The 24967-nt window shown below is 67.7% G+C and carries 22 protein-coding genes and 2 rRNA genes (1 of these 24 only partly in view); 15 read left to right on the forward strand and 9 right to left on the reverse strand.

Annotated features, from left to right (window positions below; all coding sequences use genetic code 11):
- Together K3F48_RS13055 and rrf are read left to right on the forward strand one after the other, a co-directional pair.
- A 23S ribosomal RNA gene (locus K3F48_RS13055) occupies window positions 1-823 on the forward strand (it extends 2022 nt beyond the left edge of the window).
- Window positions 824-985: 162 nt separating this feature from the next.
- Window positions 986-1101, forward strand: a 5S ribosomal RNA gene (gene rrf / locus K3F48_RS13060).
- Window positions 1102-1447: 346 nt separating this feature from the next.
- On the opposite strand, the gene K3F48_RS13065 is transcribed toward rrf, so the two are convergent.
- A complete protein-coding gene (locus tag K3F48_RS13065; protein WP_222575871.1) occupies window positions 1448-2872 on the reverse strand; it encodes a discoidin domain-containing protein in 1425 nt (474 codons plus the stop codon).
- A 498-nt stretch (window positions 2873-3370) separates the two neighbouring features.
- Between K3F48_RS13065 and K3F48_RS13070 the strand changes: the two genes are divergently transcribed.
- The 4 genes from K3F48_RS13070 (at window position 3371) to K3F48_RS13085 (ending at window position 7279) form a co-directional block, all read left to right on the forward strand.
- The gene (locus tag K3F48_RS13070) at window positions 3371-4141 is read left to right on the forward strand and encodes a LamB/YcsF family protein (protein WP_222575872.1); all 771 of its coding nucleotides are present in this window, start codon (window positions 3371-3373) and stop codon (window positions 4139-4141) included.
- A gap of 2 nt (window positions 4142-4143) precedes the next feature.
- A complete protein-coding gene (locus K3F48_RS13075) occupies window positions 4144-4914 on the forward strand; it encodes an allophanate hydrolase subunit 1 (protein ID WP_222575873.1) in 771 nt (256 codons plus the stop codon).
- The gene (locus K3F48_RS13080; RefSeq protein ID WP_222575874.1) at window positions 4911-5930 is read left to right on the forward strand and encodes a biotin-dependent carboxyltransferase family protein; all 1020 of its coding nucleotides are present in this window, start codon (window positions 4911-4913) and stop codon (window positions 5928-5930) included. Before K3F48_RS13075 ends, K3F48_RS13080 begins: the two co-directional genes overlap by 4 nt.
- Before the next feature lie 293 nt (window positions 5931-6223).
- Complete coding sequence (locus K3F48_RS13085; protein ID WP_222575875.1) at window positions 6224-7279, forward strand: AI-2E family transporter; 1056 nt, start codon at window positions 6224-6226, stop codon at window positions 7277-7279.
- A gap of 192 nt (window positions 7280-7471) precedes the next feature.
- On the opposite strand, the gene K3F48_RS13090 is transcribed toward K3F48_RS13085, so the two are convergent.
- Complete coding sequence (locus K3F48_RS13090) at window positions 7472-7735, reverse strand: Imm74 family immunity protein (protein WP_222575876.1); 264 nt, start codon at window positions 7733-7735, stop codon at window positions 7472-7474.
- Window positions 7736-7751: 16 nt separating this feature from the next.
- Window positions 7752-8807, reverse strand: coding sequence for an A/G-specific adenine glycosylase (gene mutY, locus K3F48_RS13095; RefSeq protein WP_222575877.1), 1056 nt, complete (start codon window positions 8805-8807; stop codon window positions 7752-7754).
- Between the two features lie 50 nt (window positions 8808-8857).
- Here mutY and K3F48_RS13100 point away from each other — a divergent pair, with 50 nt between their 5' ends.
- Window positions 8858-9352, forward strand: a complete 495-nt coding sequence (locus tag K3F48_RS13100) for a DUF721 domain-containing protein (RefSeq protein ID WP_222575878.1) — start codon at window positions 8858-8860, stop codon at window positions 9350-9352.
- A 16-nt stretch (window positions 9353-9368) separates the two neighbouring features.
- On the opposite strand, the gene K3F48_RS13105 is transcribed toward K3F48_RS13100, so the two are convergent.
- Complete coding sequence (locus K3F48_RS13105) at window positions 9369-9677, reverse strand: hypothetical protein (RefSeq protein WP_222575879.1); 309 nt, start codon at window positions 9675-9677, stop codon at window positions 9369-9371.
- A 276-nt stretch (window positions 9678-9953) separates the two neighbouring features.
- Between K3F48_RS13105 and K3F48_RS13110 the strand changes: the two genes are divergently transcribed.
- The 4 genes from K3F48_RS13110 to K3F48_RS13125 all read left to right on the forward strand — a co-directional run bounded on the left by K3F48_RS13110 (window position 9954) and on the right by K3F48_RS13125 (window position 15232).
- A complete protein-coding gene (locus K3F48_RS13110; protein WP_222575880.1) occupies window positions 9954-11288 on the forward strand; it encodes a tetratricopeptide repeat protein in 1335 nt (444 codons plus the stop codon).
- A gap of 92 nt (window positions 11289-11380) precedes the next feature.
- Window positions 11381-12298 (forward strand): FecR domain-containing protein, encoded by a 918-nt coding sequence (locus K3F48_RS13115; RefSeq protein WP_222575881.1) that lies wholly within the window; start codon window positions 11381-11383, stop codon window positions 12296-12298.
- Window positions 12295-14538: a CHASE2 domain-containing protein gene (locus tag K3F48_RS13120; RefSeq protein ID WP_255608967.1), complete on the forward strand. Its 2244-nt coding sequence runs from the start codon at window positions 12295-12297 to the stop codon at window positions 14536-14538. The genes K3F48_RS13115 and K3F48_RS13120 overlap by 4 nt, the downstream gene beginning before the upstream one ends.
- A gap of 19 nt (window positions 14539-14557) precedes the next feature.
- A complete protein-coding gene (locus tag K3F48_RS13125; protein WP_222575882.1) occupies window positions 14558-15232 on the forward strand; it encodes a hypothetical protein in 675 nt (224 codons plus the stop codon).
- Between the two features lie 36 nt (window positions 15233-15268).
- Here K3F48_RS13125 and K3F48_RS13130 read toward each other — a convergent pair whose 3' ends face one another.
- The 3 genes from K3F48_RS13130 to maiA form a co-directional block, all read right to left on the reverse strand.
- Window positions 15269-16057 (reverse strand): BglII/BstYI family type II restriction endonuclease, encoded by a 789-nt coding sequence (locus tag K3F48_RS13130; RefSeq protein ID WP_222575883.1) that lies wholly within the window; start codon window positions 16055-16057, stop codon window positions 15269-15271.
- Between the two features lie 56 nt (window positions 16058-16113).
- Entirely contained in the window at window positions 16114-16812 is a 699-nt protein-coding gene (locus K3F48_RS13135) for an MT-A70 family methyltransferase (protein ID WP_222575884.1), read from the reverse strand.
- A gap of 338 nt (window positions 16813-17150) precedes the next feature.
- A complete protein-coding gene (maiA, locus tag K3F48_RS13140) occupies window positions 17151-17783 on the reverse strand; it encodes a maleylacetoacetate isomerase (protein ID WP_222575885.1) in 633 nt (210 codons plus the stop codon).
- An 86-nt stretch (window positions 17784-17869) separates the two neighbouring features.
- Here maiA and hppD point away from each other — a divergent pair, with 86 nt between their 5' ends.
- From hppD to K3F48_RS13160, 4 genes are all read left to right on the forward strand, one after another.
- On the forward strand, window positions 17870-18988 hold the full coding sequence (gene hppD / locus K3F48_RS13145; RefSeq protein WP_222575886.1) for a 4-hydroxyphenylpyruvate dioxygenase: 1119 nt from the start codon (window positions 17870-17872) through the stop codon (window positions 18986-18988).
- Between the two features lie 202 nt (window positions 18989-19190).
- The gene (gene hmgA / locus K3F48_RS13150) at window positions 19191-20504 is read left to right on the forward strand and encodes a homogentisate 1,2-dioxygenase (RefSeq protein WP_222575887.1); all 1314 of its coding nucleotides are present in this window, start codon (window positions 19191-19193) and stop codon (window positions 20502-20504) included.
- Window positions 20505-20540: 36 nt separating this feature from the next.
- Window positions 20541-21554: a fumarylacetoacetate hydrolase family protein gene (locus tag K3F48_RS13155; protein WP_222575888.1), complete on the forward strand. Its 1014-nt coding sequence runs from the start codon at window positions 20541-20543 to the stop codon at window positions 21552-21554.
- A gap of 51 nt (window positions 21555-21605) precedes the next feature.
- On the forward strand, window positions 21606-22631 hold the full coding sequence (locus K3F48_RS13160; RefSeq protein WP_222575889.1) for an aldo/keto reductase: 1026 nt from the start codon (window positions 21606-21608) through the stop codon (window positions 22629-22631).
- A 481-nt stretch (window positions 22632-23112) separates the two neighbouring features.
- Here the strand turns inward: K3F48_RS13160 and K3F48_RS13165 are convergent, their stop codons facing one another.
- Both K3F48_RS13165 and K3F48_RS13170 read right to left on the reverse strand, forming a co-directional pair.
- Complete coding sequence (locus tag K3F48_RS13165) at window positions 23113-23481, reverse strand: hypothetical protein (RefSeq protein ID WP_222575890.1); 369 nt, start codon at window positions 23479-23481, stop codon at window positions 23113-23115.
- A gap of 65 nt (window positions 23482-23546) precedes the next feature.
- Entirely contained in the window at window positions 23547-24740 is a 1194-nt protein-coding gene (locus K3F48_RS13170) for a PepSY domain-containing protein (RefSeq protein WP_222575891.1), read from the reverse strand.
- Window positions 24741-24967: the final 227 nt, after the last annotated feature.

Below are 24967 nucleotides of genomic sequence, written 5' to 3' on the forward strand. Positions count from 1 at the left end.
CCGTGCACCTTTACTGTAACTTTGCACTGGCATTCGTGTCGGCATGTGTAGGATAGGTGGTAGGCGTTGAATCGCGGGCGCCAGCTCGCGTGGAGCCACCCTTGAAATACCACCCTTATCGTCATGGATGTCTAACCGCGCTCCGTCATCCGGGGTCGGGACAGTGCATGGTAGGCAGTTTGACTGGGGCGGTCGCCTCCCAAAGAGTAACGGAGGCGCGCGATGGTGGGCTCAGAGCGGTCGGAAATCGCTCGTCGAGTGCAATGGCATAAGCCTGCCTGACTGCGAGACAGACAAGTCGAGCAGAGACGAAAGTCGGTCATAGTGATCCGGTGGTCCCGAGTGGGTGGGCCATCGCTCAACGGATAAAAGGTACGCCGGGGATAACAGGCTGATAACCCCCAAGAGTCCATATCGACGGGGTTGTTTGGCACCTCGATGTCGGCTCATCACATCCTGGGGCTGGAGAAGGTCCCAAGGGTTCGGCTGTTCGCCGATTAAAGTGGTACGTGAGCTGGGTTCAGAACGTCGTGAGACAGTTCGGTCCCTATCTGCCGTGGGTGTCGGAGAATTGAGAGGATTTGTCCCTAGTACGAGAGGACCGGGATGAACATACCTCTGGTGGACCTGTTGTGACGCCAGTCGCAGTGCAGGGTAGCTATGTATGGACGGGATAACCGCTGAATGCATCTAAGCGGGAAACCCACCTCAAAACGAGTTCTCCCTCGAGAGCCGTGGAAGACGACCACGTCGATAGGCCGGGTGTGGAAGCGCAGCAATGCGTGGAGCTTACCGGTACTAATAGCTCGATCGGCTTGATCGTTCTCATTAATCAATGCCCATCCTTCGAACGGATGCGCGATCGAAAGACCAACGAAGGCGAAATAGCGAATAGGGAGCAGCGAATAGCGAATAGCTCTACTCTCGCTACTCCCTATTCGCTGCTCGCCCCCTCACAGTTTGCTTCCTTCTTGTTCTTCGCCGGCCTGGTGGCTTTCAGCGAAGCGATCAGACCCGATCCCATCCCGAACTCGGCCGTCAAACGCTTCAGCGCCAATGGTACTATGTCTCAAGACCTGGGAGAGTAGGTCGTCGCCAGGCCTGCAAAGAACAAATTTCCTCTTCTGCGATCCAGTCCTATCCGGGGCCCGCCGAGCGCCAGCCGATTGGCTGACTGCTTCGTATGTGAGGCTTGGCTGCGTCCGTGATGAGCCTGTCTCCGTCTCACAGTTTCCAGGCTGTCTTCGCGACGTCACCGCTTTGTTTCGGCGTAGCTCAGAGCGCCCGATCCGCTCCAGCATGAGACATTTTTGGCCGGGCGAGCCACCGCGATCGCTCCGGCGGAATTGAAAGCTGTCGTCGCTCCATCCCCACGGCGACGCGGATCGACGTTGTGCTGATCGCCCGAAGAGGGAAGGACCTGCTCCGGCTCCGAAGAAAACAGTGACTACTCACGATCTTTCGCCGGTATTCTGCGCCATTCGAGATCTTCAGCCGGACATTCGAGCATCAGCCGAAGCTGTTCCGGCGTGCGCTTCCACGCGCCGATGATATAGGCCCCCGGCTGCGGGGCCGCCACTATCAATTCCCGCACATTCGGCAGGCCCTCAAACGTGGCCTTGCCGAAAATGTGCACAGTCTCTACGGGACCGGCGAGAAAGCAAATGCCAAGGCCGAAGCTGCCTTTTCCGAAGACGAGATGCCGAGCGCTGCGCAAATAGGCCGCATCCTCGAACAGGCTGCCGCCAGTGCGAAGACGAACGGGAATTTCTTTTGTCTGCAGATAGGCTTCCAGCGCATCGATGCACGGGTTTTTCCGATCTTCCGCGACGATGAACACGCGGTCGATCACCCCCCGGCGCTGCAGATCGTCGACGATCGACGTGTAATAGCTCAGCGGCGGCTGCGCATAGGAAGGATGCGGATCGGCGGAGAACACATCGCCGGAGCGAATATGGACGGTCAGCTCCATCTCGCGCTCCCGATCGCGCTGCGTCGGCGGCATCCCGATGAACGGCGCGATGAAGCTTTGCGCCAGCGCATATGCGTCCGGGCGCGGAGCGTTCTTGTTGAAAGCCGACGGATGATAGAAGTCGCCCTCTAGATAGAGGCCTGGCGGGGGCTCCGATGCGGCTGGGATCAGCGTCGTCGCGCCGTCGGAGACACTTTCGCTCGGCTCGGCGATCCCCAATTTCGGCGCCCATACATAGTCGAGCCCCATCAGCTTCGCCGAGAACAGCGCATTGGTGATCTGGACGAAATTGTTCCCCATGCGGCCGACTTGCCGGATCTTCAATCCGATGATGCGAGCGTCTCCGCCCTCGCCGACCTCGACAATTCGATATGCTCCTCCTTTCGCGGTCCAGGGCGAATCCGACGGCTCGACCGGGAAGCCGAGCGTGAGCCACAGATCGGCGAGCATCTGTGCGCGCCTCGACACCAGGATCTCGACTCTGCGCAGATGCAGATTTCGACGTTCGGGCAAAGAGAGACGGATGTGGCGGGCGAAGACCTGCTCATCGAGCTCGAGCCGCATCGCCGGACTCTTCTTGCCGTCACCGAAATAGGAGAGCCCCGCATGGAGCGTCGTCCATGCTTGGCCATCCAGCGAAGCCTCGACCACGAGATCGCGGGCTCTGGCGCGATAATAACGGTGGGTGCGATTGGCGATGACGATGCGGTTCAGAGGGTATGGCCTCAGCAGATCGAGCTCCCACCACGGCTTATCGTCTTGTTTGGTGTGGCAGCCGAAATCGCGCTTGTGCGGCTCGACCAGCGCCTGGGCTCCGTTCGGCAGGGACGCAGGCGAGAGCGAGCTCTGACGGGCGACGCCCAAGGGGGCCACGTTAATCAATTCATCGAGATTTATCATTTATGACTTCCGGGCAAGACTATTTCAGGGCGCAGTGTTCAGGCTCCGATGCCGTGCAATCGAGAATCGTAGCCGGCGCTCCCCTTCATTGCCAAAATTTCCCGCCGGCCCGCCGGCCGAACTCCGTCGCTTTCGGCTGACACGAGCATTCGCATTGCTTTTTGAGCCTGACACATACTGCCTCTCGACAAATCGGAAAATAGAACGGAAGAATCGTCAACTACAAAGAACATAACTCCTGCGCAACCCTCGCTGCGAGAGGCGTTCGTGTTGCTGAAGCTCGAGATTTTCGAGTTCAGCGAGCGCTGCGAGACGCTCGTCCGGTCGATCTGCTCCCGTCTCGTCAATTTTTGTAAATTGTTCCGAGCAGATAGGACGAGGGGCGCGAGCCTTGATTTGGGCCCGGCGCGCCCCGATAAATGTCGTCTGCGGGGAAGCGTGGCTCTGTTTTGCTGCGTAATGCGGCGATATGTCGCGGAAAGATTCAGGAAAGATCACTTGGCCTCCATCGATCTCAACGCCGATCTCGGCGAAGGATTCGGCGCTTGGCGCATGGGCGACGACGACGCCATGCTCGGCCTCGTCACGTCCGCCAATGTCGCCTGCGGCTTTCACGCCGGCGATCCGGACATCATGGCGCGCTGTTTCGCGCTCGCGCGCGAGCGCGGCGTTGCGGTCGGCGCACATGTGTCCTTTCCCGATCTCGCCGGCTTCGGGCGGAGGCGCATTCCGTATTCGCCTGCCGAGGTCGAGCGCCTCGTTGCCTATCAGATCGGCGCCGCGCAGGCGCTCGCCGGATATTGCGGGCACAGGCTGACCCATGTGAAATGCCATGGCGCGCTCGCCAATATCGCCGAGAGCGACGCCGATATCGCGGGCGCGGTGGCGCGGGCGACGCGGTCGGTCGATCGCACTCTCGTCTTGCTGGCCATCGCCCGCAGCGCGCAGGTCGAGGCGGCGGAGGCGGCAGGGCTCGACGTCGCGCGCGAAGCCTTCGCCGATCGCGCCTATACGGAGGAGGGCCGACTCATGCCGCGCGGCCTACCCGGCGCGGTGATCGAGGATGCGGAGCGCGCGACCGAGCGCGTCCTCGCCATGCTGGAGGCGCAGGCGCTCATCGCCGAGAGCGGCGCGCGCTTGCCGACGCCGATCGATTCCATCTGCGTGCATGGCGACACGCCCCATGCGGTGGCAGTGACGCGGCGCCTGCGCGGCGCGCTCGAGCGGGCGGGCTTTCGTCTCGCGCCCTTCGCAAAGATCGAGGGGTGAGCATGCTCCATCCCGCGCCGCGTTGGCTCGACGCGGGCGAGGCGGCGCTCGTTGTCGAATTCGGCGACAGCGTCGATCCGACGATCAACGCCCGCGTGCTGGCGCTCGACGCGGCTCTGCGCGCCGCTCCGATCGAGGGGATCGTCGAGATGGTCCCGACCTATCGCTCATTGATGATCCATTACGAGCCGCTCGCGCTCTCGCGGTCGGCGCTCATGGCCCATGCGCAGGGCTTGCTGAGGACGAGCGCGGCGCCTGGCTCCCCCGATCGCCGAAGCCGGTCGGGAGGCATTGACGCCCCGATGCGTCTCTGGACGGTGCCCTGCTGTTATGAGCCGCCGCTGGCCGAGGACATTACGGCGGCGGGGGAGGTCCTGTCATTATCGTCCGAGCGCCTCGCCGAGCTGCACGCCGGCGCCCTTTATCGCGCCTATATGTATGGCTTCGCCCCCGGCTGGTGCTATCTCGGCGGACTTCCCGCCGCCCTCGCTCTGCCGCGTCGCGCCGCGCCGCGCGGGCCGACGCCATGGGGCGCCGTGCTCATCGGCGGCGGCCTGTCGCTGATCTGCGCCGCGCCCATGCCGACCGGCTGGTATGTGATCGGCCGCACGCCCGAGCGGCTGTTCGCCCTCGATCGTGATCCGCCTTTCCTCTTCGAGGCCGGCGACGCCATCCGCTTCGAGCCGGTCGGCCGCGCCGCTTTCGCGCGGCTGGAGGAACGGGCGGGGCGGGGCGCGATCGTGTCGCGGCTCATGACGGAATCGATGGCGTGAGCGTGGCGCTGCGCATTCGCTCCGCCGGTCCCGGCGTCACCGTGCAGGATGCCGGCCGGCCGGGCTATTTGCGCTATGGCGTGACGCCCGCCGGGCCGATGGATGCGGGCGCGCTCGCCGCCGCCAATCTCGCGCTCGGGTCTGCGGCGGGCGCGGCGGCGATCGAGGCGTCGCTCGGCGGGCTCGAGCTCGAGGCGGAAGGAGGGGTGATCGGCCTCGCCGTGGCCGGCGGCGCCTTCGATCTGCGGCTCGACGGCGCGCCTCTCCCGTCCGCCTGCCGGCTGGCGCTGGCGCCGGGCGCGGTCTTCTCGATCCGCGCCGGACCGTCGGGCGCTTGGTGCTATGTCGCCGTCGCCGGACGGCTCGACCTTCCGCTCGCGCTCGGCTCGCTGGCGACGCATGCGCGCTCGGGCCTCGGCGGGCTTTCGGGGCGCGGGCTCGCCGCCGGCGACCGCCTCGCCGTGGCCGAGCTGCGGGAGCCGCCGTCCTGCCTCTCGGCCATCGAAGCGCCCTGGCTCGCGCTTTCGGCGGCGCCCATTCGCGTCATTCCGGGGCCGCAGCATGACCGCTTCACCGAGGCGGCGTTGCGCGCTTTCGTCGAGACGGACTGGCGCCTTTCGCCGCGCAGCGATCGCATGGCCTATCGGCTGGAGGGTCCGCCGCTCGTCCATTCGGCTGGCCATGACATTGTTTCGGACGGCGTCGCGCTCGGCGCGATCCAGGTCCCGGGCGATGGCGCGCCGCTCGTTCTGATGGCGGATCGCCAGCCGACCGGCGGCTATCCCAAGATCGCCAATGTGATCGGCGCCGATATCGGCCTTCTGGCGCAGAAGCGGCCGGGCGAAAGCTTCGCCTTCGTGTCGGTTTCGATCGAGGAGGCGGTGGCGCTTCGCCGCGCGCGCGCCGAGACGATCGCCGCGGGCCTGTCCATGCGGCCGCTCGCGCCCGAGCTGACGGCGGAATTTTTGCTCGCCGCCAATCTCATCGGCGGCGTCGCCGACGCGACGCAGGAATGAACGAGAACCAACTCGGGCGCTCGACTGAAGACCGAAAGCCCCGCCCTCACCCTCCCCCGCAGGCGCGCCGGGTGATCGACGCAAGCTGACGATGGCGGTCTTCGAGATCGAGCAGGCCGACCGACCACTTTCGACGAATAAAGTTCGGAGCCGCGCTGACCTTGCACGATGTCGCAAATCCGACAGCGCGAATGCGGGAAGGGTGCGAGAGTTGGCGAGTGGCGCGCGGCCCTCGCGGATCATGGCCGAAACGCGTTACGATCGAGGTCGGCTCGCGCGACGAGGAGGGGGCAATGCAAAACCGCCAGATTTTCGCTCTGCTCCTGCTGGGCGTCGTCGTCGCGCTCGGCGTGTTCGTGGTGAGCCCGTTCCTGGCGCCGCTGGCCTGGGCCGCCATTCTCGCCTATGCGACCTATCCCGTGTATCGGCGAATCCTGCGCTTATGTGGCGATCGCCCGTCCTTCGCCGCGACGCTCGCGACCTTGCTGCTGGTGTTCGTCCTGGTGGCGCCGGCCGCATTCCTGCTGATCCGCTTGCAGGCCGAGCTCGCCGAAGCCTATCGCGAGCTGTCGACGCGATTTTCCGACGAGCCTTTCGTGGTTCCGGACGCGATCGCCCGCCTTCCCCTGATCGGTCCCGCTCTCGACGAGACGCTGACCACTGTTCTGAACGATCCAGAGCAGCGCCGAGAGCAGGTGAAGGAATGGCTCGAGCCCTGGATGAGCGGGCTCGCGCGGACGCTCGGCAAGATCGGACGCAGCCTGGCGCAAATTGCGCTGACCGCCGTCGCGCTGTTCTTTTTCTATCGAGACGGAGATCTCGTCGTCGACGAGCTGCGCAGGGGGTTGCGCAAGGTGGTGGGGCCGGCGGCCGATGATTACGTCCGGGCGGTCGGCGACACGACGCAGGCTGTGGTTTCCGGGCTGATCATCAGCGCTCTGGTCCAGGGGCTGATCGCGGGGATCGGCTACGCCGCTGTCGGCGTCGGCGTCCCCATCCTGCTCGGCGCGCTGACCGCGGTGACCGCCCTCGTTCCCTTCGTCGGCACCGTCGCGATATGGGCGCCGGTCGGCGTCTATCTGCTGCTGTCGGGTCAGATCGGCGCCGGCGTCGGGCTGCTGGCCTGGGGCGCGCTCGTCGTGAGCTGGGTCGACAATATTTTAAAGCCGCTTCTGATCAGCAGCGCCGCCGACATCCCTTTGATCATCGTGCTGTTCGGCGTGCTGGGCGGCCTGCTCGCATTCGGATTTGTCGGACTGTTTCTCGGTCCGCTCATTCTGGCCGTGCTGTTCTCGATCTGGCGAGAATGGCTGGCCGGAGACGGCGCAGGGAATCGGGTGGAGGATTAAAGACCTAGATCCCCTCGTCCTGAGGAGCCCGCGAAGCGGGCGTCTCGAAGGACGGCAATGGGGATAAACCTGTAATTTCGCCCCGCGGCCGTCCTTCGAGACGCCGCCTGCGGCGGTTTCTCAGGACGAGATGCCAGGAATAATATCCTTCACTCGATCGCCCCGGATAGGGAGAGCCCATTCGCCGCCGGCTCATTCGAAGGTCACGCTCAGCCCCCGGCGCTCCAGCTCCTCCTCGATCGCCTCCAGAATCTTCTGCAATTCGACGATGTCGATCGCGGCTTCGTCGTCCGGGGCGTCCCAATGGTCGATCTCGTCGAGCCGGATGAAGAAATCCGTCTCGTCGTCGGCGTCGGGCGGCGGCGGGGAATTCACTATTGTGAGAGTCTTTCCGTGGGAGCGGACGCGGATCGCCCCTTCCGTCATCTCCACCACGATCGCCTTGCCCCGCGCCATGCCGCCCCTCCGCTTCCTACTCCAAGCCCAGCCCGGCGTGCGTCGCCACTTTTCGCATCAGCGTCGGCAGGCCTTCGGCCGAAAGACGTCCGAGCTCCGTCCACCGGCAATTCTCGATTCCGGGCCGCGGCGGCGGAAGAGTCGCGCGGAAGATGGTCAACCGCAACGAAAAATGTGTGAACACATGCTCGACCGCCCCCGGCAGCTCGCGCCAGGGCGCCGCGGCCGGCGCATGAACGCGCGCCTGTCGCGCGTCGAAATCGGCGCGGAATGGCGACGACGGGAATTCCGCCATGCCGCCGAGCAGGCCGCGCGGCGGCCGCGTGCGGATCAGCGCCGCCCCGTCGCTCAGCAGCACGAAGGCGGCGCCGCGCCGCTCGGGCTTTTCGGCCTTCGGCGGCTTGACGGGAAAGGCCTCGGCGGCGCCGTTGCGGGCCGCCTGGCAGGCGCCGTGGAAGGGACAGTCGGCGCAGCGGGGCGCGCGCGGCGTGCAGACCGTCGCGCCGAGATCCATCAGCGCCTGGGTGAAATCGCCGGCGCGCCGGCCGGGGAAGAGACTCTGCGCCTTCGCGCGCAACTCGCGCTTGGCCTCCCGCGCCGGGCGCGTCACGGCGAAGAGCCGCGCGACGACGCGCTCGACATTGCCGTCGACGGCGACCACCGGCGCGTCATAGGCGATGGAGGCGATCGCCGCCGCCGTATAGGGGCCGACGCCGGGGAGGGCGAGCAGCTCCTGCTCCTCGCGCGGAAAGGCGCCGCGCGCGGCGATCTCGCGCGCGCAGGCGTGGAGTTTGCGCGCGCGGGCGTAATAGCCGAGGCCGGCCCAGGCCTTCATCACCTCCTCCGGCGCCGCGGCGGCCAGCGCCGCGACATTCGGCCAGCGGGCGAGAAAGGCGGCGAAATAGGGCTTTGCCGCCTCCACCGTGGTCTGCTGCAGCATGATCTCGGAGAGCCAGACGGCGTAAGGGTCCGCCGTCTCTCCCGGTCGCGCCCGCCACGGCAGATCGCGCCGGCGCCGGTCATACCAGCGGAGCAGGGCGCGCGGATCGGGCTTTGCGGGGGCGCGGGGCATGCGATAACGTCCATAGCGAAATTGCGCCCCCTCCCGCAAGGAATGCGCCAATGGCGGAAAAATACCGAGGATCGCGGCCGCTCGGCGAGCTGGTCGACCGCGCCATCGATCCGCTGGCGGCGCGCCAGGGTTTCGGCGAGGCGGCGCTGATCCTGCGCTGGGAGGCGGTGGTCGGCGCCCGCCTCGCCGCCATTTGCGAGCCGGTGAAGCTGCAATGGCCGCCGCGGGCGAAGAACCGCCCCGCCGAGAAGCGGGACGAGCCGGCGACGCTGGTGTTGCGCGTCGAGCCCGGCTTCGGCCTCGACATCCAGCATATGACCGGCGCGATCCTCGACCGGGTGAACACGCATCTGGGCTGGCGCTGCGTCGCGCGGCTGGCCATGCGGCAGGAGCCGCTCGCCTCCCGCCGCGCCGCGCCGCGCCGCGCCCCGGCGATCGACGTGGGCGCGCGCGCGCGGGCGGTCGCGGCGACGGAGGGCGTGGCGGACGACGCGCTGCGCGCCGCGCTCACGCGGCTCGGCGAGCGGGCGCTGCGGACGCGGTGACGGAGCGAACCCCCGTTTATTGGATGATCCAATACACATCCGGATTGCCCCGGACATGCACCTTGATGATCCGGGTGAAGGGCGGCGTCGCTTCGAAGACGATGTCGTCGCCCGCCAGCACGCGGCAGTCCTGGCTCTTGATGCCGCGCGCGACGAGCTCCTGCGCGGCGGCGAGATCGCCCTGATCGGCGAGATCGAGCACGCGCGCCATATTGTCCCTGTCCTTGCAGCCGGCGTAGCCGCCGATCACGGCGATCTGCGCGAGCGCGCCCGAGGCGAAGAGCGGCGCGAGCGCCGTCAATGAGAGCAGTCGAATCAATTTCATGTCTGTCTCCATCGAAAAAGCTGTTGCCGGCGCGAAGCCGGGCGCAATGACGGACCGAACACGAGCCGGCTCGAAATATCGACGATGAGCGAATCGGCGGGCCTATGGTCGCTCATCCGCGCCGAAAATGCGCTCGTTAAATGTCGCGCGGCCTCTCCCGCGCTGTCGCGCTGCAAGCGCAGGCGTGTCTCCGGCTTGACCTTTGCGCGCCCTTCCCCTCCTACTGCCGATGGAACGGCTCCGCTTTCGCGCGGGGCGCCGGGGCGAGGATTTCTGGTGGTCGTTTCCCTTTTTGCGCGGGGCGGCGCGGCTTGCGTTTTCGGCGCGCTGGCGCTCGTCGGCCGCGCGCCGGCGGCGGCGCAGGATGCGCGCGCCGAGCAGGCGCGGCTCGCCGAAGACTCGCGGCTGCATCCGGCCGATTACGAGGCCGCCTATCGCTATGTCGTGGCCTCGGTCGAGCTGCGCGATTATGAGGCGGCGATCGGCGCGCTGGAGCGCCTGCTCGCCTTCAATCCGCGGCTGGCGCGGGCGCAGAAGGAGCTGGGCCTGCTCTACGCCAGGCTCGGCGCCGGCGAGACCGCCGCCATGCATCTGCGCGCCGCGCTCGAGGGCGGCGCGCTCGGCCCCGCGCAGCGGGCGCAGATCGAGGCCTTGCTGCCGCAGATTTTGAAGGAGACCGAGCCGAGCCGCTGGTCGGCGCGGCTGCAGGCGGGCGTGCGCTCGCAGTCCAACGCCTCCTTTTTTCCGAACAATGGGCTGTTCGTCGCCGGCGGCCTCGGCCTCGTCGCGCCGCTGCAGCGCCGCGCCGATTTCAACGCCTTCGAGCTCGCGGACATCGCCAATGACAGCGATCTCGACACGCCGGGCGAAGCGCATCTGGAGACGCGCTTCAAGGGCTACGCGACGCAGCAGTTCCATCTCGCGAGCTATAATGTCGGCGTGTTCGGCCTTTCGGTCGGCCCGCGCTTCGCGCTCGATCCGGCGGCCGCGCCGGGCGCCAGCGTCAAGCCTTATGTGACGGGCATGACCTCCTATGTCGGGAGCTCGAATTATCTGAACTCCGGCGGCGCCGGCGTCTCGGTCGCCGCGCCGCTCGGCGAGGATGTCATCGTCGAGCCCGGCGTCGAATATCGCTATCTCTCGGTCGCCTCCGCCGGCCTCTTCCCCTCCGCCGCCGCGCTCGGCACGGGCAGCGCCGTGACCGCCTCGCTCAACGGGCTGTGGGCGCCGCGGGAAAATATTCGGCTGGAGACGCGCGCCGCCTTCACCCGCGCCAACGCCGTGCGCCTGCCGCAGTCCTTCGATCAGGTGGAAGGCCAGGCGCTGCTGCGCTTCGATTTCGAGTCGCCGCTCGCGCGCTTCGAACGGAAATGGTCGCTGGCCCCCTTCGGCCGCGTGTTCCATGCTTTCTACGACGCCGCCGATCCGGCGCTCGATCCCGCGCGGGCGCGGCGCGACACCGGCTGGGCGGCGGGGCTGCTCGTCGAGGCGCCGCTGACGCGCTGGGTCGCCGTATCGGCCGCGTTCGAATACGCCCGCTATGATTCCAATCTGCCGAATTTCCGCACCGATAATCTGTCGGTATGGTTCGGCCCGGTGGCGCGGTTTTGACGGCGCGCCTCGTCAGATGCGACAGATCCAGAGAAGCGAGCCTTCAGGCTCGCTTCTCTGAGCCATTTGCGCGTCACCAGAGGGAAGACCGCATGAGCACAGCGGCGACAATCGCAATTGCGGCCGGCGTCGCCCTCGCCGCCTCGGTCGCGGCGGCGGAGCCGGTCGGCAGCATTTGCGCCGTCAACCCATCGGCGCGAGGGACGGCGCCCGGCGCGGCGGCGCGTGCGCTCACGCTCGGCGCCTCGGTCGTCGACCGCGAGCGCGTCGAGACCGATCGCGCCGGCAGCGCGCAGATCGCCTTTCGCGACCGCTCGACGCTGACCGTCGGCCGCAACAGCCAGGTGACGATCGACCGCTTCGTCTTTTCCGGCAATAGCGGCGGCGAGCAGGCCATCAGCGCCGCCAAGGGCGTGCTGCGCTTCGTCGGCGGCGGCGTCAGCCATGGCGGCGGCGCCTCGATCCATACGCCGGCGGCGACGATCGCCGTGCGCGGCGGGACGGTGCTGGTCGATCTCGGCCGTCCCAAATGCGGGACGCTGATCGTCGATCAGTTCGGCGCGCTGACCATTCGCACGAAGAGCGGTTCGCGGGTGCTCGCGCGCGCCGGCGCGGGCGTCTGCATCTCGCCGAGCGGCGAGATCGGCGAGGCGTTCCGCGTCTCCGCCGAGATCATCTCCGGCTTGCAGAAGGAGATGGCCAGCGAGCTCGCCCAGCATGGCGGCGTCGATGTGCCGCCGACCGAGGAGGACGCCGAGCGCCTGCTCGGCGGCGACCGTCCGCTGCTCGGCTCCGCCGACAGCGACAGGGGGCCGGGGCTCGACACGCTGAACATGTTCTGGGCGGGCCAGTCGCTGGCGCGCAGCCGCGCGGAGGGCGTCCACCAGCCGGCGCCGGCGCCGGCGACGCCGCATGTGGCGGAGCCGCCGCCGCCACCGCCGCCGAGCGAGGGCGGAGGAATCGGCGGAGGCGCGGGTGGATTCGGCGTGACCGCGGCCGCCGCGGATTGACGCGGGTCGCGGTCGTGCGCGGACTGTGGCGGCGCACGCCGCTCTATCTCACGCTGTCGGCGGCGGCGGCGGCGATGTTGGCCTTCGGCCACGCGCAGCCGCGCCTGCTCGACGATCTGCGCAATTTCGTCTTCGACTCCTTCCAGCGCTTGTCGCCGCGCCCTTATGATCCCGATGCGCCGGTCCGCGTCGTCGCGGTGGACGAGGCGAGCCTCGCGGCTTTTGGTCAATGGCCATGGCCGCGCACCCGCCTCGCCGAGCTGACCGGACGGCTCGCCGGCGCGGGCGCGGCGGCCGTCGCCTTCGACTGCCTCTTCGCCGAGCCGGATCGCTCGAGCCTCGAATTTTTCGTGCGCGAGCTGCCGGAGGGGCCGGCCAGGCAGAAAATCGAGGCGGCGGCGGCGGGCGCCATTCCCAATGACCGCCTTTTCGCCGGCGCCATCGCCGCGGCGCCGGTCGTGCTGGGCATGACGCTGTCGGAGGAGGGCGCCGGCCCGCCGCCGCCGCCCAAGGCCGGCGTCGCCATCGCCGGCGACGATCCGGCGGAGTTTCTCATCGCCTTTCCGTCGATCGTCGCGCCGCTCCCGGAGCTGGCCGAGGCGGCGCGCGGCCTCGGCGCGACCAATTGGCAGCCGGACCGCGACCAGACGGTGCGGCGCGTGCCGCTCGTCGCCGGCGGGCCGTCGGGCGTCGTCCCGTCGCTGGCGCTGGAGGCGCTGCGCGTCGCGCAGGGCGCCTCCACCATCGTGATCCGCTCCTCCAACGCCAGCGGCGAGGCGGCGTTCGGCCGGCGCACCGGAGTGAATGCGGTGAAGGTGGGCGAGATCGAGATCGCCACCGGCGCCTCCGGGGACATTCGCCCCCGCTACGCCGCGGCTGCGCCGCAGCGGCGGGTCTCGGCCGCGGATGTGCTGACGGGGCGCGCGCCGCGCGCGGCGATCGACGGGCGCATCATTCTCATCGGCGTCGTCGCCGTCGGCGCTGGCGACATTCGGGCGACGCCGCTGGAGCCGGCGTCGGCGGGCGTCGACATTCACGCGCAGCTGCTCGAATCGCTGCTCTCGGGGGCGCTGCTGTCGCGGCCCGACTGGGCGCCGGGGCTGGAGCTCGTCGCCGCCGCGCTCGCCTATGCGCTGGTCGCGCTGGCGCTGCTCGTCGCCTCGCCCTTCGTCTCGGCGTCGGTCGCGGCGGGCGCCGTGGCCGCGATCTTCGGCGGCGCTTTTCTCGCCTTCGAGCGCCATGGCCTTCTGTTCGACCCGGCCTTTCCGAGCCTCGCCGCCGCGCTCGCCTATTCCGTCGGCGCGCTGACGCTGTGGCGCTTCGACCAGCTCCAGCGCCGGCGCGTGCACAACGCCTTCGGCAAATTCGTCGCGCCTGCCGTCGTCGACCGGCTCGTCGAGCATCCCGAGCGGCTGGCGCTCGGCGGCGAGACCCGCGAGCTCACTGTGATGTTCTCCGATCTGCGTGATTTCTCCGGCCTTTCCGAAGGCATGAGCGCGCAGGAGCTCACGCTGTTCATGAATGATTATCTGACGCCGATGACCGATGCGATCCTCGACAGCGACGGGACCATCGACAAATATGTCGGCGACGCCATCGTCGCCTTCTGGAACGCGCCGCTCGATGTCGCCGGCCATCCGCGCAAGGCGGCGCTTGCCGTGCTCGAGATGCGCGCCGCTCTCGCGCGGCTCAACGCCGAGCGCGCCGCAAGGGCCGCCGCGCAAGGGCGGACGCACCGGCCCGCGGCGATGGGCGTCGGCGTCAATCTCGGCCTGTGCAGTGTGGGCAATATGGGCTCGACGCGCCGCTTCGATTACTCCATCCTGGGCGATGACGTGAATCTGGCCTCGCGCCTCGAAGGATTGTGCAAGACGTTTCGCACCGACATCCTCGCCTCCGGCGCCGTGCGCCGCGCCGCTCCGGATCTCGCCTGGCTTCCGCTCGGAACGACGATCGTCGCCGGGCGCCGCGCGCCGACCGAGATATTCGCGCTGGCGGGCGACGCCTCGACCGCGGACAGCGCCGCCTTCGCGGACTGGCGGGATGCGCATGACGCGATGATGGCGAGCTATTTCCGCCGCGCTTTCGCCGAGGCGCGCGAGCGGGCGGCGGCGCTCCTCGCCCGCGTCGAGCCGCAATGGCGTGATCTCTATGGCGTGCTGCTGGAGCGTTTCGCCGCTCTCGAGCAGGCGGCGCCCGGCGACGATTGGACGCCGGCCTGGACGTCGAATCGCAAATAGAGGTTTTTTGGAAGAGGCGATGAACGAATCCATTCGCAAAAGATTCTGGCGAAGGGTGGAGAAGGCGCATCGGCCGGACGCCTACGCCATGCTCGACGCCGCCTATCGGCAGCCGCATCGCGCCTATCACACCTGGGAGCACGTCGACGCTCTGCTGGAGGGGCTCGAGCGTTTCGAGCGTCTCGCCGCCCGCCCCGATCTCATCGCCGCCGCCATCTTCTGGCACGACGCTGTCCATCGGGCGCGCGAGCCGGACGGGCGCCCGCGCGGCGACGCGCAGAATGTGCGCGACAGCGTGGAGATGTTTCGCCGCCATAGCCTGCTGCGCGCAGGCGAGGAGCAGGCGGTCGCCGATCTGGTGACGGCGACGGCGGATCACGCCCATGTGCGAGCGGCGACGCAGCATTATCCGGGATTTGCGGGCGATCTCGATCTCTTCGTCGATCTCGACCTCAGTCCGCTCGCGGCGCCCTGGGAGGATTTTCTCGATAATACGCGCAAGATCCGCAGCGAGTCGGTCGGCGTGGAGGAGACGAAATTCGCATCCGATCAAGCCGATCTGCTGGAGCGCTTCGCGCGGGAGGGAGCGCCGATCTACCGCCGCGCCGAGACGCGGGCGCTGTGGGACGCCGCCGCGCGCGGCAATCTCGAGCGCTGCATCCCGCGCTTGCGGGCGGCGGGCGGGAGAAGGTGAGGAACGGGCGCTCCTTTCTCCCGCGCGAAGCGCCGGTCATTCGTCCTCGCTGGCCGCGAGCTCGTCGAGCGCCCGCTGTCCTTCATCGAACGTCACGATCGTATCCGGAAGACCGACGAGAACGAGAGGACAGGGATTGCCGACGCCCCTGCGCACGCGATCCTCGAGCTTGCGCCAATGCGTGGTCGCCTCGCCGAACTTGTCGGCGACGAATTTATTGGTGAAGGCCTCGGCGAAGCTCAGGGGATCCTTGGCGCGGCTCGTCTGCTTGGCGATGGCGCTCCGCTGCTTGGCGGTCGGATCATAGCCCCATTGCCGGAGATCATCCAGGCGGTGAATTCGACGCTCGTCGATGAAGCGGCGCACCAATTCTCGCATGTTCTCGTGAAGCGATCGGCCGCGCGTCACGATGACGCCGACCGATATGGCGCCGTCGGCATGCAGGCGCTTGAAGTTCTCGAGGTCGCGATCATAGAAAGGATCCTTGTTGTTCCATTCGATCTCGAGCGCGATACGCGCGCCGTTTTCGAAGCTGCGCACGTGATCGACCTCGCGCGACTGACTCTCTTTCTGGATCCCGTTGATGCGCTTCTCCACGACGAAGCATGTCTTCACCCATCCTCTGGCCGCCAGCGCCTTTCGCAGCCGTTGCGTCCCTTTCGACTCGCCGCCGCCCCCGGCGATGATCTCCTCGATCGGTATGGTGGCCGCGGCGAGCGCATCCTCGAGCTCGTCGACCGCGCGGGGAAAGTCGACGGAGAGGATCGCCGCCGCATGAGACTGAAACTCGACCTGAAAGCCCTTGGCTATCAACCTATCCAGCATGGAGCGCGGCATATCGTCAGCGGTGTGGCAAGGATCTGTTCGGTCGGATGAGAGGATCACTCGGCGGCGTCGACGATGCGCCGCTCCGACGCGGAATTATGCGAGTAGGTGTCCCAGCTCGGCGCATAGCCGTCGTCGGCCTCATTGCCCCAGGCGGACCAATGCGGTCTCGTTCCGCGGGCGAACATCTCGAGATAGGGGCCGGGGCTGCAATCCTCGATCAGCCTGTATTGCTCGTCGGGCTTGCGCGAATGCTCGCGCTTGCGCGTCCCGATATAGTTCACCTGCGTGCGGCCGGGGGCCAGCGTTCTGGCGTTCTTTCCCTTCACTCCGAACAGCAGCAGCTCGGTGACATTGCGAAAGTAGAAGCCGACGCCGCGACCGTCCGATCCTCCGTCCTTGCGGAGCTTGTGCCAGACGATGTTGGACTTGTAGTCGAACCCCCAGGCCGCGAGCACTTTGATCCCCTCCGGCAGCAGGGCGTTCGGAACCCAGAGGTAGAGATGCGCCGTCGGCCTCACGATCGCCGCGACAGGCAACGCCGTGATCTCGTCGATCGTCATCGTGCCGTAACGCGACAAGCGGCGATGCTCGGGCGCCATCTTTCCGGTGCGATTGGTGAACCGCCAGGGCGGATCGGCCAGCACGGTGGCGAAGCGGCGCGCGCCCGCAAAGGCGATCAAATCAGAAGCGGCGTCCGGCTTCCCCTGTCTCGCCTGACCGGGACCGCCGTTTTCGCCCGCCGCCTTCGTCATGCTCTCGTCCCTTTTCCTGGCGCTCCCCCCTCTTGCCGAGGGCGCTTCGTCGACCTCGATGCGTCGGTGGGCGCCGAAGCGTGAACGGGCTCTCTATCGCCGCATGGCCCGCTCGCCCGCTGCTCGGAGGAGATACGCCAGAATCGATGCGGCGTTCGCGAGAGTCAATGTCCCATGTGCGGCCTCTCGAAGAACAGAACCGCTGAATCGGAGCGCTCGTCCGCAGAGCGCGACGCCAGCCTGATTTTTCGGACTGTATTCCTGCTGACGGCCTCCGCTGGCCGCCCTCCCGCCACGGGATGGCAGGGCCATAGCGCGACTCGTCCCGGCGCCCTTCCTTACTCCGCGTCGGGCTGGCGCGCGGGATGCGCGGCGGCGAAGGCCGGGTGGGCGGCGCAATGGGCTTCTATTGCCAGCAGCTTCGGCAGGCCGGCGAGCGGCGTCGCGAAGCGGCGCGCCGCGAACAGCTGCGGGACGAGGCAGACGTCGGCGAGCGTGGGCTCCGCGCCGAAGCAGAATGGGCCTCCGTCCACCAGACGCTCGATCGCCTCGAGCCCGCCGTTCAGCGCCCAATGGCGGACCCATGTATCGATCGCCTCCTCGCTCTGGCCGAGGCGCCCGCGCAGATAATCGAGCACGCGGCGATTGCCCAGCGGATGAATGTCGCAGGCGATGGCGAGAGCGACGCCGCGCACCCTGGCCGCGCGCAGAGGGTCGATGGGAATGAGCCGCGGCTGCGGCGCGAGCGTGTCGAGATATTCGATGATCGCCAGCGATTGGGCGAGCACGGTTCCGTCGTCGAGCTCGAGCGCCGGTGCGAGGCCTTGCGGATTTTTGGCGAGATAATCGGGAAGCCGCTGCTCGCCGCGCGCCAGATGCACGAACAGGCGCTCGACTGCGAGCCCTTTCAACGCCAGCGCGATGCGCACGCGATAAGCGGCCGAGGAGCGAAAATAATCGTAAAGCTTCATCGCGCGAATTCTCCCGAGGCCGGGCCTTCAAAATCGCCTGCGGTGCAATATGTCGAAAGGCGAATTCGAATTGCAAGGAGGCGCGAATGGAGCCTTCTCTCACGGCGCGAGCTTCCACGGCGCGAGCTTCGCCCGGCGCCGACAATCCGATGGGAACGGATGGTTTCGAATTCGTCGAATTCGCCCATCCCGATCCCGTCGCGCTCGCGGCGCAGTTCGAGCGGATGGGCTTCGTCGCCGTCGCCCGTCATCGCTCGAAGAATGTGACGCTCTATCGCCAGGGCGATGTGAATTATGTGCTGAACGCAGAGCCGGACAGCTTCGCCGCCGGTTTTGCGCGCGAGCACGGACCCTCGGCCTGCGCGATGGGCTTTCGCGTGGCCGATGCGGCCTTCGCATTCGGCCGCGCCGTCGATATGGGAGCGGCTCCGGCGCAGGCGAAGATCGGGCCCATGGAACTGAACATTCCGGCGATCGTCGGCGTCGGCGGCGCGCTGATCTATCTCGTCGATCGCTATGGCGACAAAGGCTCGATCTGGGACGTCGATTTCCGCTGGACGGACGAGCGTGACCCGCGCCCGCGCGGCGTCGGCCTCACGACGCTCGATCATCTGACGCATAATGTCTATCGCGGCCATATGGACGAATGGGCCGGATGGTACGAGCGCTTCTTCGACTTCCGGCAGATTCGCTATTTCGACATCGAGGGCAGGCTCACCGGCCTGCATTCGCGCGCCATGACCAGCCCTTGCGGAAAGATACGAATCCCGATCAACGAGAGCGTCGACGACAAGAGCCAGATCGAGGAATATCTTGCGGCCTACAAGGGCGAGGGGATTCAGCACATCGCCTGCGCCTGCGACGACATCTACGCCACGGTCGCCGCGCTGCGCGCGCGCGGGCTCGACTTCATGCCGGCGCCGCCCGACTCTTATTACGATCGGATCGACGAGCGCCTGCCCGGACATGGCGAGCCGGTGGAGAGATTGCGCGAGCTGGGACTGCTGATCGACGGCGTCGGCGGCGCGCAGCCCGAGCTCCTGCTGCAGATTTTTTCCAAGACGGTGATCGGTCCGATCTTCTTCGAGTTCATCCAGCGCAAGGGCGACGAAGGCTTCGGCGAGGGGAATTTTCGCGCGCTGTTCCAATCGATCGAGGACGATCAGGTGAAGCGCGGCGTGCTGACGGCGGGAGCTGCGCGATGAGGGGCGCTCGCCCTGCCTCCGCCATCTGTGGACAAGACGCGCGGCCCACCTCCCCCTCGAGGGGGGAGGTGGGCCGCCGCAGGCGGGCGGGAGGGGGTGACGCCCCGAGTCTCGGGCGTGGACCCCACCCCGTCCGGCTTCGCCGGCCGACCCTCCCCCTGCAGGGGAGTGTGGAGGTCGCGCCGCTGCGGGGCCGCGCGCCATGACCTCCGCCTATCTTTCCTCCGCCTCTCTTTCCGGCTTCGGCAATGAATTCGCCAGCGAGGCGCTGCCCGGCGCTCTGCCGGTCGGCCAGAACTCGCCGCAGCAATGCCCTTACAAGCTCTATGCGGAGCAAATCTCCGGCTCCGCCTTCACCGCGCCGCGCGGCGCCAATCTGCGCTCCTGGCTCTATCGCATTCGCCCCTCGGTGCGCCATTTCGGCCGTTTCGAGCGCGTCGATCTTCCCTTGTGGCGGAGCGCGCCGGCGCGCGAGGAGAGCGATCTGCCGATCGGGCAATTTCGCTGGGATCCGCCGCCCATGCCGCTCGGCGATCTCGGCTTCGTCGAGGGCGTGCGCAGCATGACGACGGCGGGCGACGTCGACGCGCGCCGCGGCATGTCGGCGGCGTTCTATTTCGCGACCCGCTCGATGATCGACGATTATTTCTACGACGCCGACGGCGAGCTCATGATCCTGCCGCAGGAGGGCGCGCTGCGCTTCGTCACCGAATTCGGCCGGCTCGAGGCGGCGCCGGGCGAGATCTGCGTCATTCCGCGCGGCGTGAAATTCCGCACCGAGCTCGCCGGCGCCGCGGCGCGCGGCTATGTGTGTGAGAATTACGGCGCGCCTTTCACGCTTCCCTATCGCGGGCCGATCGGCGCCAATGGCCTCGCCGAGGCGCGCGATTTTCTCGCGCCGGCCGCCGCCTTCGAGGACGAGGAGACGCCTTGCCGGCTCACGGTGAAATGGGGCGGCAAATTCTTCGCCTGCGGCCTCGATCATTCGCCGCTCGACGTCGTCGCCTGGCGCGGCAATCTCGCGCCCTACAAATATGACCTCACGCGCTTCTCGCCGGTCGGCGCCATTCGCTTCGACCATCCCGACCCGTCGATCTTCTGCGTGCTCACCTCGCCCTCGGGCGAGCCGGGCGTCGGCGACATCGATTTCGCGATCTTTCCCGAGCGCTGGCTCGTCGCCGAGCACAGCTTTCGTCCGCCCTGGTATCACGTCAATGTGATGAGCGAGTTCATGGGGCTCGTCTATGGGCGCTATGACGCCAAGCCGAGCGGCTTTGCGCCCGGCGGCGCGTCGCTGCACGGCGCCATGCTGCCGCATGGGCCGGACGCCGAGGCTTTCGCGCGGGCGAGCGAGGAGACGCTGGTGCCGGCCAAGCTCGGGGGGACGCTCGCCTTCATGCTGGAGACGCGCCTGCCCCAGCATCTCACCCATTACGCCGCGACTCTGCCGACGCTGCAGACCGATTACGCCGATTGCTGGTCAGGGCTGCCGCGGCGCTTCGACGGCGCGCCATGAGGGGCGTCGCATGAGTTCTTCCATCATGAGGCCCGCATGAAGCTCGCTTCGCTCCGCGGCGGCCGCGATGGACGGCTGGTCGTCGTCTCGAAGGATTTGACCCGCGCCGTCGAGGCCGCGGCGGTCGCGCCGACTCTGCAGGCCGCGCTCGATGATTGGGCGCAGGCCGCCCAGCGCCTCGCCGAGCTCGCCGAGGCGCTGGAGGCCGGGCGCGTTCCCGATTTTCGTTTTCGCGAGCACGAGTGTCTGTCGCCGCTGCCGCGCGCGTTTCAATGGGCGGACGGCTCGGCCTATGTCAATCACGTCGCTCTGGTGCGCAAGGCGCGCGGCGCCGAGATGCCGCCCTCCTTCTGGAGCGATCCGCTGATCTATCAGGGCGGCTCCGACGCCTTTCTCGCGCCGTGCGAAGCCATTCCCTTTCTCGACGAGAAGTTCGGGCTCGATCTCGAGGCGGAGGTCGCGGTGGTCACCGACGATGTCCCGCTCGGGGTGAGCGCCGGCGCGGCGCTGGCGCATGTCGCGCTGGCGATGCTGGTCAATGACGTGACCTTGCGCGGGCTCACGGCGAGCGAGCTCGCCAAGGGCTTCGGCTTCTTTCAGTCGAAGCCGGCGTCGGCCTTCTCGCCGGTGGCGGTGACGCCGGACGAGCTCGGCGCCGCCTGGCGCGGCGGCAAGCTGGCGCTGCCGCTGCTGTCCTTCGTCAATGACGCGCCGCTCGGCCGCCCCGACGCCGGCTGCGACATGACCTTCGATTTCGGCGCGCTGATCGCCCATGCGGCGCGGACGCGCGCGCTCGCGGCGGGCACGATCATCGGCTCCGGCACGGTGTCGAACCGCGCCGCGGACGGCGGGCCGGGTCGGCCGATCGCCGATGGCGGGCTCGGCTATTCCTGCATCGCCGAGCAGCGCGTCGTCGAGACCCTGCGCGGCGGCGCGCCGCGCACCCCGTTTCTGAAGCCGGGCGACCGGGTGCGGATCGAGATGCGCGACGGCCGCGGCCAGTCGATCTTCGGGGCGATCGAGCAGGTCGTCGCCGCGCGCGCGATGTGATTTGGCGTCGGCCGATCCGCTGGTGAGCGGCCGTGTCGGAGGAAGCGAGCCATGGGCGGAACAGCATCGGCCGGGGAGAGCATATCGATCGACGGGCTGCCCTTGCCGGCCTCGCGCGTCGCGCTCGGCACCTGGGCGATCGGCGGCTGGATGTGGGGCGGCAGCGACGAGCGCGCCGCCATCGCGACCATTCATGCGGCGCTCGATCACGGCGTCACGCTGATCGACACCGCGCCGGTCTATGGCTTCGGCCGCGCCGAGGAGATCGTCGGCAAGGCGCTCGCCGAGGGCGGACGGCGCCAGCGCGCGCTCATCGCCACCAAGGTCGGGCTCGACTGGAGCGACGGCAAGCCGTTCCGCAACGCCGGGCGGGCGCGAATCGAGACGGAGATCGAGGACTCGCTGCGGCGGCTGCGCACCGATGCGATCGACCTCTATCAGCTCCATTGGCCGGATCCGAAGACGCCGATCGAGGAGACGGCGGCGGCGATGGAGGATCTGCGCCGCGCGGGAAAGATTCGCGCGATCGGCGTCAGCAATTTGTCGCCGGAGCAGATGGACGCTTTCCGCGCCGTCGCGCCGCTGCAGACGGCGCAGCCTCCCTATAATTTGTTCGAGCGCGGGATCGAGGCCGATGTGCTGCCCTATTGCAGCCGCGAGCGCATCGTCACGCTCTGCTATGGCGCGCTGTGCCGCGGCCTGCTGGCGGGAACGATCACTCAGGAGACCCGTTTCGAAGGCGATGATCTGCGCCTGCGCGATCCGAAGTTCCGGGCACCGCGCTTGGCGCATTATCTCGATGCGGTGGCGCGGCTCGATCAATTCGCGCGGGAGACCTATGGCAAGCGCGTGATCCATCTCGCTCTGCGCTTCGTGCTCGACAAGGCCTGGACCAATATTGCGCTATGGGGCGCGCGCCGCCCCGAGCAGCTGGCGCCGATCGCCGAGCTCTCGGGCTGGCGGCTGGACGAAGCCGCGATGCAGGCGATCGATGCGATCCTCGCGGAGACGATCGTCGATCCCGTAGGGCCGGAGTTCATGGCGCCGCCGGCGCGGCGGGAAGGGGCGATCTACTGATCTCCTCGCCGTCCGAGGGCGGCGCTCCTCCAGGGGATAAGGAGCGCCGCCCAGTGACGGCCGATCTCAGGGAGCGCCATGGGACGCGGATGCGGCGTTCGACGCGCGCGGGTCCGATCGCTCTTTGGCGCTGGCGTCGGAAGATGTCCGACCCTGCCTTTCAACTCGGCCGACGGATTCCGCGAGCCTCGTCGGCTGCGAACCGCGTCTCGACGCCCATGGCCGGACCACATTGGGGGATGCGCCGAGAGGCGCTGCGGGCCGAACATGATTCTTGGCGTTCGAGACGCGGGGTCCGCCATCGCAGCCGGCGAGAGCCCGCGGAAATCCTCCGCAAGCCGTCTCGCGTCAGGGAGACATGCGCGAGACGAGCGCCCTGCGGATTCCTCTGCACGTGGCGCCTAGAGAGACAGGCGCAGGCGAGCGGGAATGCGTCAGGGGATGTCGGGCGCGCGATGCGGCGCGCCGTCGACGGTGCGTATCAGGCGAGGACCGGCGGCGCCCGGGAGCGAAGATTATCGGGGCTGTCGTCGAGATCGCGGCCGAGCCGCGCGGCAAATTCAAAACGAGTCGAAATCTCGAAGCGATAAACGATGTGCGTGATGATGCTCGGCAAAATCGGCGGGGCGCTGGAGACGCAGGCGTCGCAGCAGGCGACGAAGGGCGTCGGCGCCGTTCCCTTGGCCTTATCGCCGTCATGGCAGAAATCGGCGCGATCGGCGAAAACGCTGACGCCCGCTCCGCCATGGCCGCGATGAGATGCGAAGCCGAAGGCGCCAACGACGATCGTCAGCGCATAAAGCGCAACGGCGAGCCGTTTGAAATGGAGCGATCGGAGCATCTCGGCCATAGGGTTCAGCTTTGCATTCATCGACAATCGAGTCAAGAAAAGCTTTCCTCGACTGGTCGAAATCACTATAGCCGCTGCGCCGCGCGCCGCGCGCGTCGCTTCTGCAGCCAGCGAATGACGCCGGTGACGAAGAGCAGCACGCAGAGGAGGCCGCTCGCCAACACCAGGAGGCGCCCGGTCAGGCCGAACGCCCGGCCGGAATGGAGCGGCCATTGCCAGCGCAGAAAGGCGTCGCCGGCCGTGCCCTGCGTGACGTCGTCGATGCTCAGAACCGCGGCCGAATAGCGATCGACGAGCAGCGAGCGCGAGCGGATGAAGGGGCCGACGCCGGTCACATCGTCCTGATAGACGGTGAACACGCCCTGCTCGCCGCCCGGAAAATCGACCCGCTCCACATGCCCCTCCGGCGAGCGCGCATGCGCCGCGGCGACGGCGGCCGGAAAGCCGATGCTCGAGCGTCCCGCCGCCGGCTCGGATGCGCGCGTGGGGCGTCCGCCGTCGGTCAAGGGCGCGACATGATCGACGATCCAGAGGAAGGGCGTCGGCAGATTCATGTAGACGCCCGACATCAGCACGGCGAGCAGCACGGCGGCCGAATAGACGCCGCCGAGCTTGTGGAGATCATAATTGAGGCGCTCCGCGCGCGCGCCGCGCTTCAGGGTGAGCGCGACGATCCATTTGCCGGGCGCAGGCCACCAGAGATAGACGCCGGCGAGAGTGGAGATCATCAGCAGGATCGCCGCGACGCCGACGACGACGCCCCCGTCGTCGGCGAGATCGCTGAGCAGCAGCGACCAGTGCAGCTGAAAGAGAAAGCCCATCAGCGCATGGCGGAACGGGCTCACCTTGGAATAGTAGAGACGATCAGCGGTCTTCGTCGCGTCATAGGGGTCGATTCCGAATCTGCGCGTCTCGCCGTCGAGGTCGTAATAGAAGAGATAGCTCGAGCGCTCGTCGCGCGGCAGCCAGACATGGGTGATCTTTCCCTCCGCGGGCGTCGCGGCGATCATCGCCCGCTCGATTCTCTCCAGCGGCGCGAAGGCGGCCGCGCCGCCGGCGCGCGCCGCGACAATGCGCAATTGCGGATCGAGCCAGGCGTCGACCTCGTGCCAGAACACGAGAATGCCGCCCGTGACGCCGATCACCACCAGCATCGCTCCGGCGACGAGGCCGATGTAGAGATGCACGTCGAGCCACAGCTTGCGCCACTCCTTGCGCGAGCGGCGCGCGCGAGCGTCATGCGGAGCGTTGTCGAGCATGTCCCGTTCCTTTCTGAAAAAATCGCGCGCGAAGCATGTCGGTTCGACATTCGCATTGCGGCCGCGTCGATCCTGCGAGCGAGGGCGCGCCCCTCTCCGGACGGCTGAGGGAGTCGCTCATTTCCAGGATGTCGTCATGGCCGGGCTCGTCCCACGGCTGTCCGGTTCAAGATAGGCATAGTATTATCTCGTATTGGCGTGGGTCCGGCTTGTTATTCGGCGTCGGC

Source organism: Methylosinus sp. Sm6, from assembly GCF_019802345.1.
Classification (GTDB): Bacteria; Pseudomonadota; Alphaproteobacteria; order Rhizobiales; family Beijerinckiaceae; genus Methylosinus.

Excerpts from the sequence above, each read along its gene's own strand:
- K3F48_RS13130 (WP_222575883.1), bottom strand. The coding sequence starts at position 16,057 with ATGCTGGATAGGTTGATAGCCAAGGGCTTTCAGGTCGAGTTTCAGTCT.
- K3F48_RS13165 (WP_222575890.1), bottom strand. The coding sequence starts at position 23,481 with ATGGCCGAGATGCTCCGATCGCTCCATTTCAAACGGCTCGCCGTTGCG.
- hmgA (WP_222575887.1), top strand. The coding sequence starts at position 19,191 with ATGACCTCCGCCTATCTTTCCTCCGCCTCTCTTTCCGGCTTCGGCAAT.
- K3F48_RS13160 (WP_222575889.1), top strand. The coding sequence starts at position 21,606 with ATGGGCGGAACAGCATCGGCCGGGGAGAGCATATCGATCGACGGGCTG.
- K3F48_RS13075 (WP_222575873.1), top strand. The coding sequence starts at position 4,144 with ATGCTCCATCCCGCGCCGCGTTGGCTCGACGCGGGCGAGGCGGCGCTC.
- mutY (WP_222575877.1), bottom strand. The coding sequence starts at position 8,807 with ATGCCCCGCGCCCCCGCAAAGCCCGATCCGCGCGCCCTGCTCCGCTGG.
- K3F48_RS13115 (WP_222575881.1), top strand. The coding sequence starts at position 11,381 with ATGAGCACAGCGGCGACAATCGCAATTGCGGCCGGCGTCGCCCTCGCC.
- K3F48_RS13065 (WP_222575871.1), bottom strand. The coding sequence starts at position 2,872 with ATGATAAATCTCGATGAATTGATTAACGTGGCCCCCTTGGGCGTCGCC.
- maiA (WP_222575885.1), bottom strand. The coding sequence starts at position 17,783 with ATGAAGCTTTACGATTATTTTCGCTCCTCGGCCGCTTATCGCGTGCGC.
- K3F48_RS13100 (WP_222575878.1), top strand. The coding sequence starts at position 8,858 with ATGGCGGAAAAATACCGAGGATCGCGGCCGCTCGGCGAGCTGGTCGAC.
- K3F48_RS13170 (WP_222575891.1), bottom strand. The coding sequence starts at position 24,740 with ATGCTCGACAACGCTCCGCATGACGCTCGCGCGCGCCGCTCGCGCAAG.
- K3F48_RS13105 (WP_222575879.1), bottom strand. The coding sequence starts at position 9,677 with ATGAAATTGATTCGACTGCTCTCATTGACGGCGCTCGCGCCGCTCTTC.
- K3F48_RS13085 (WP_222575875.1), top strand. The coding sequence starts at position 6,224 with ATGCAAAACCGCCAGATTTTCGCTCTGCTCCTGCTGGGCGTCGTCGTC.
- K3F48_RS13155 (WP_222575888.1), top strand. The coding sequence starts at position 20,541 with ATGAAGCTCGCTTCGCTCCGCGGCGGCCGCGATGGACGGCTGGTCGTC.
- hppD (WP_222575886.1), top strand. The coding sequence starts at position 17,870 with ATGGAGCCTTCTCTCACGGCGCGAGCTTCCACGGCGCGAGCTTCGCCC.
- K3F48_RS13135 (WP_222575884.1), bottom strand. The coding sequence starts at position 16,812 with ATGACGAAGGCGGCGGGCGAAAACGGCGGTCCCGGTCAGGCGAGACAG.
- K3F48_RS13125 (WP_222575882.1), top strand. The coding sequence starts at position 14,558 with ATGAACGAATCCATTCGCAAAAGATTCTGGCGAAGGGTGGAGAAGGCG.
- K3F48_RS13090 (WP_222575876.1), bottom strand. The coding sequence starts at position 7,735 with ATGGCGCGGGGCAAGGCGATCGTGGTGGAGATGACGGAAGGGGCGATC.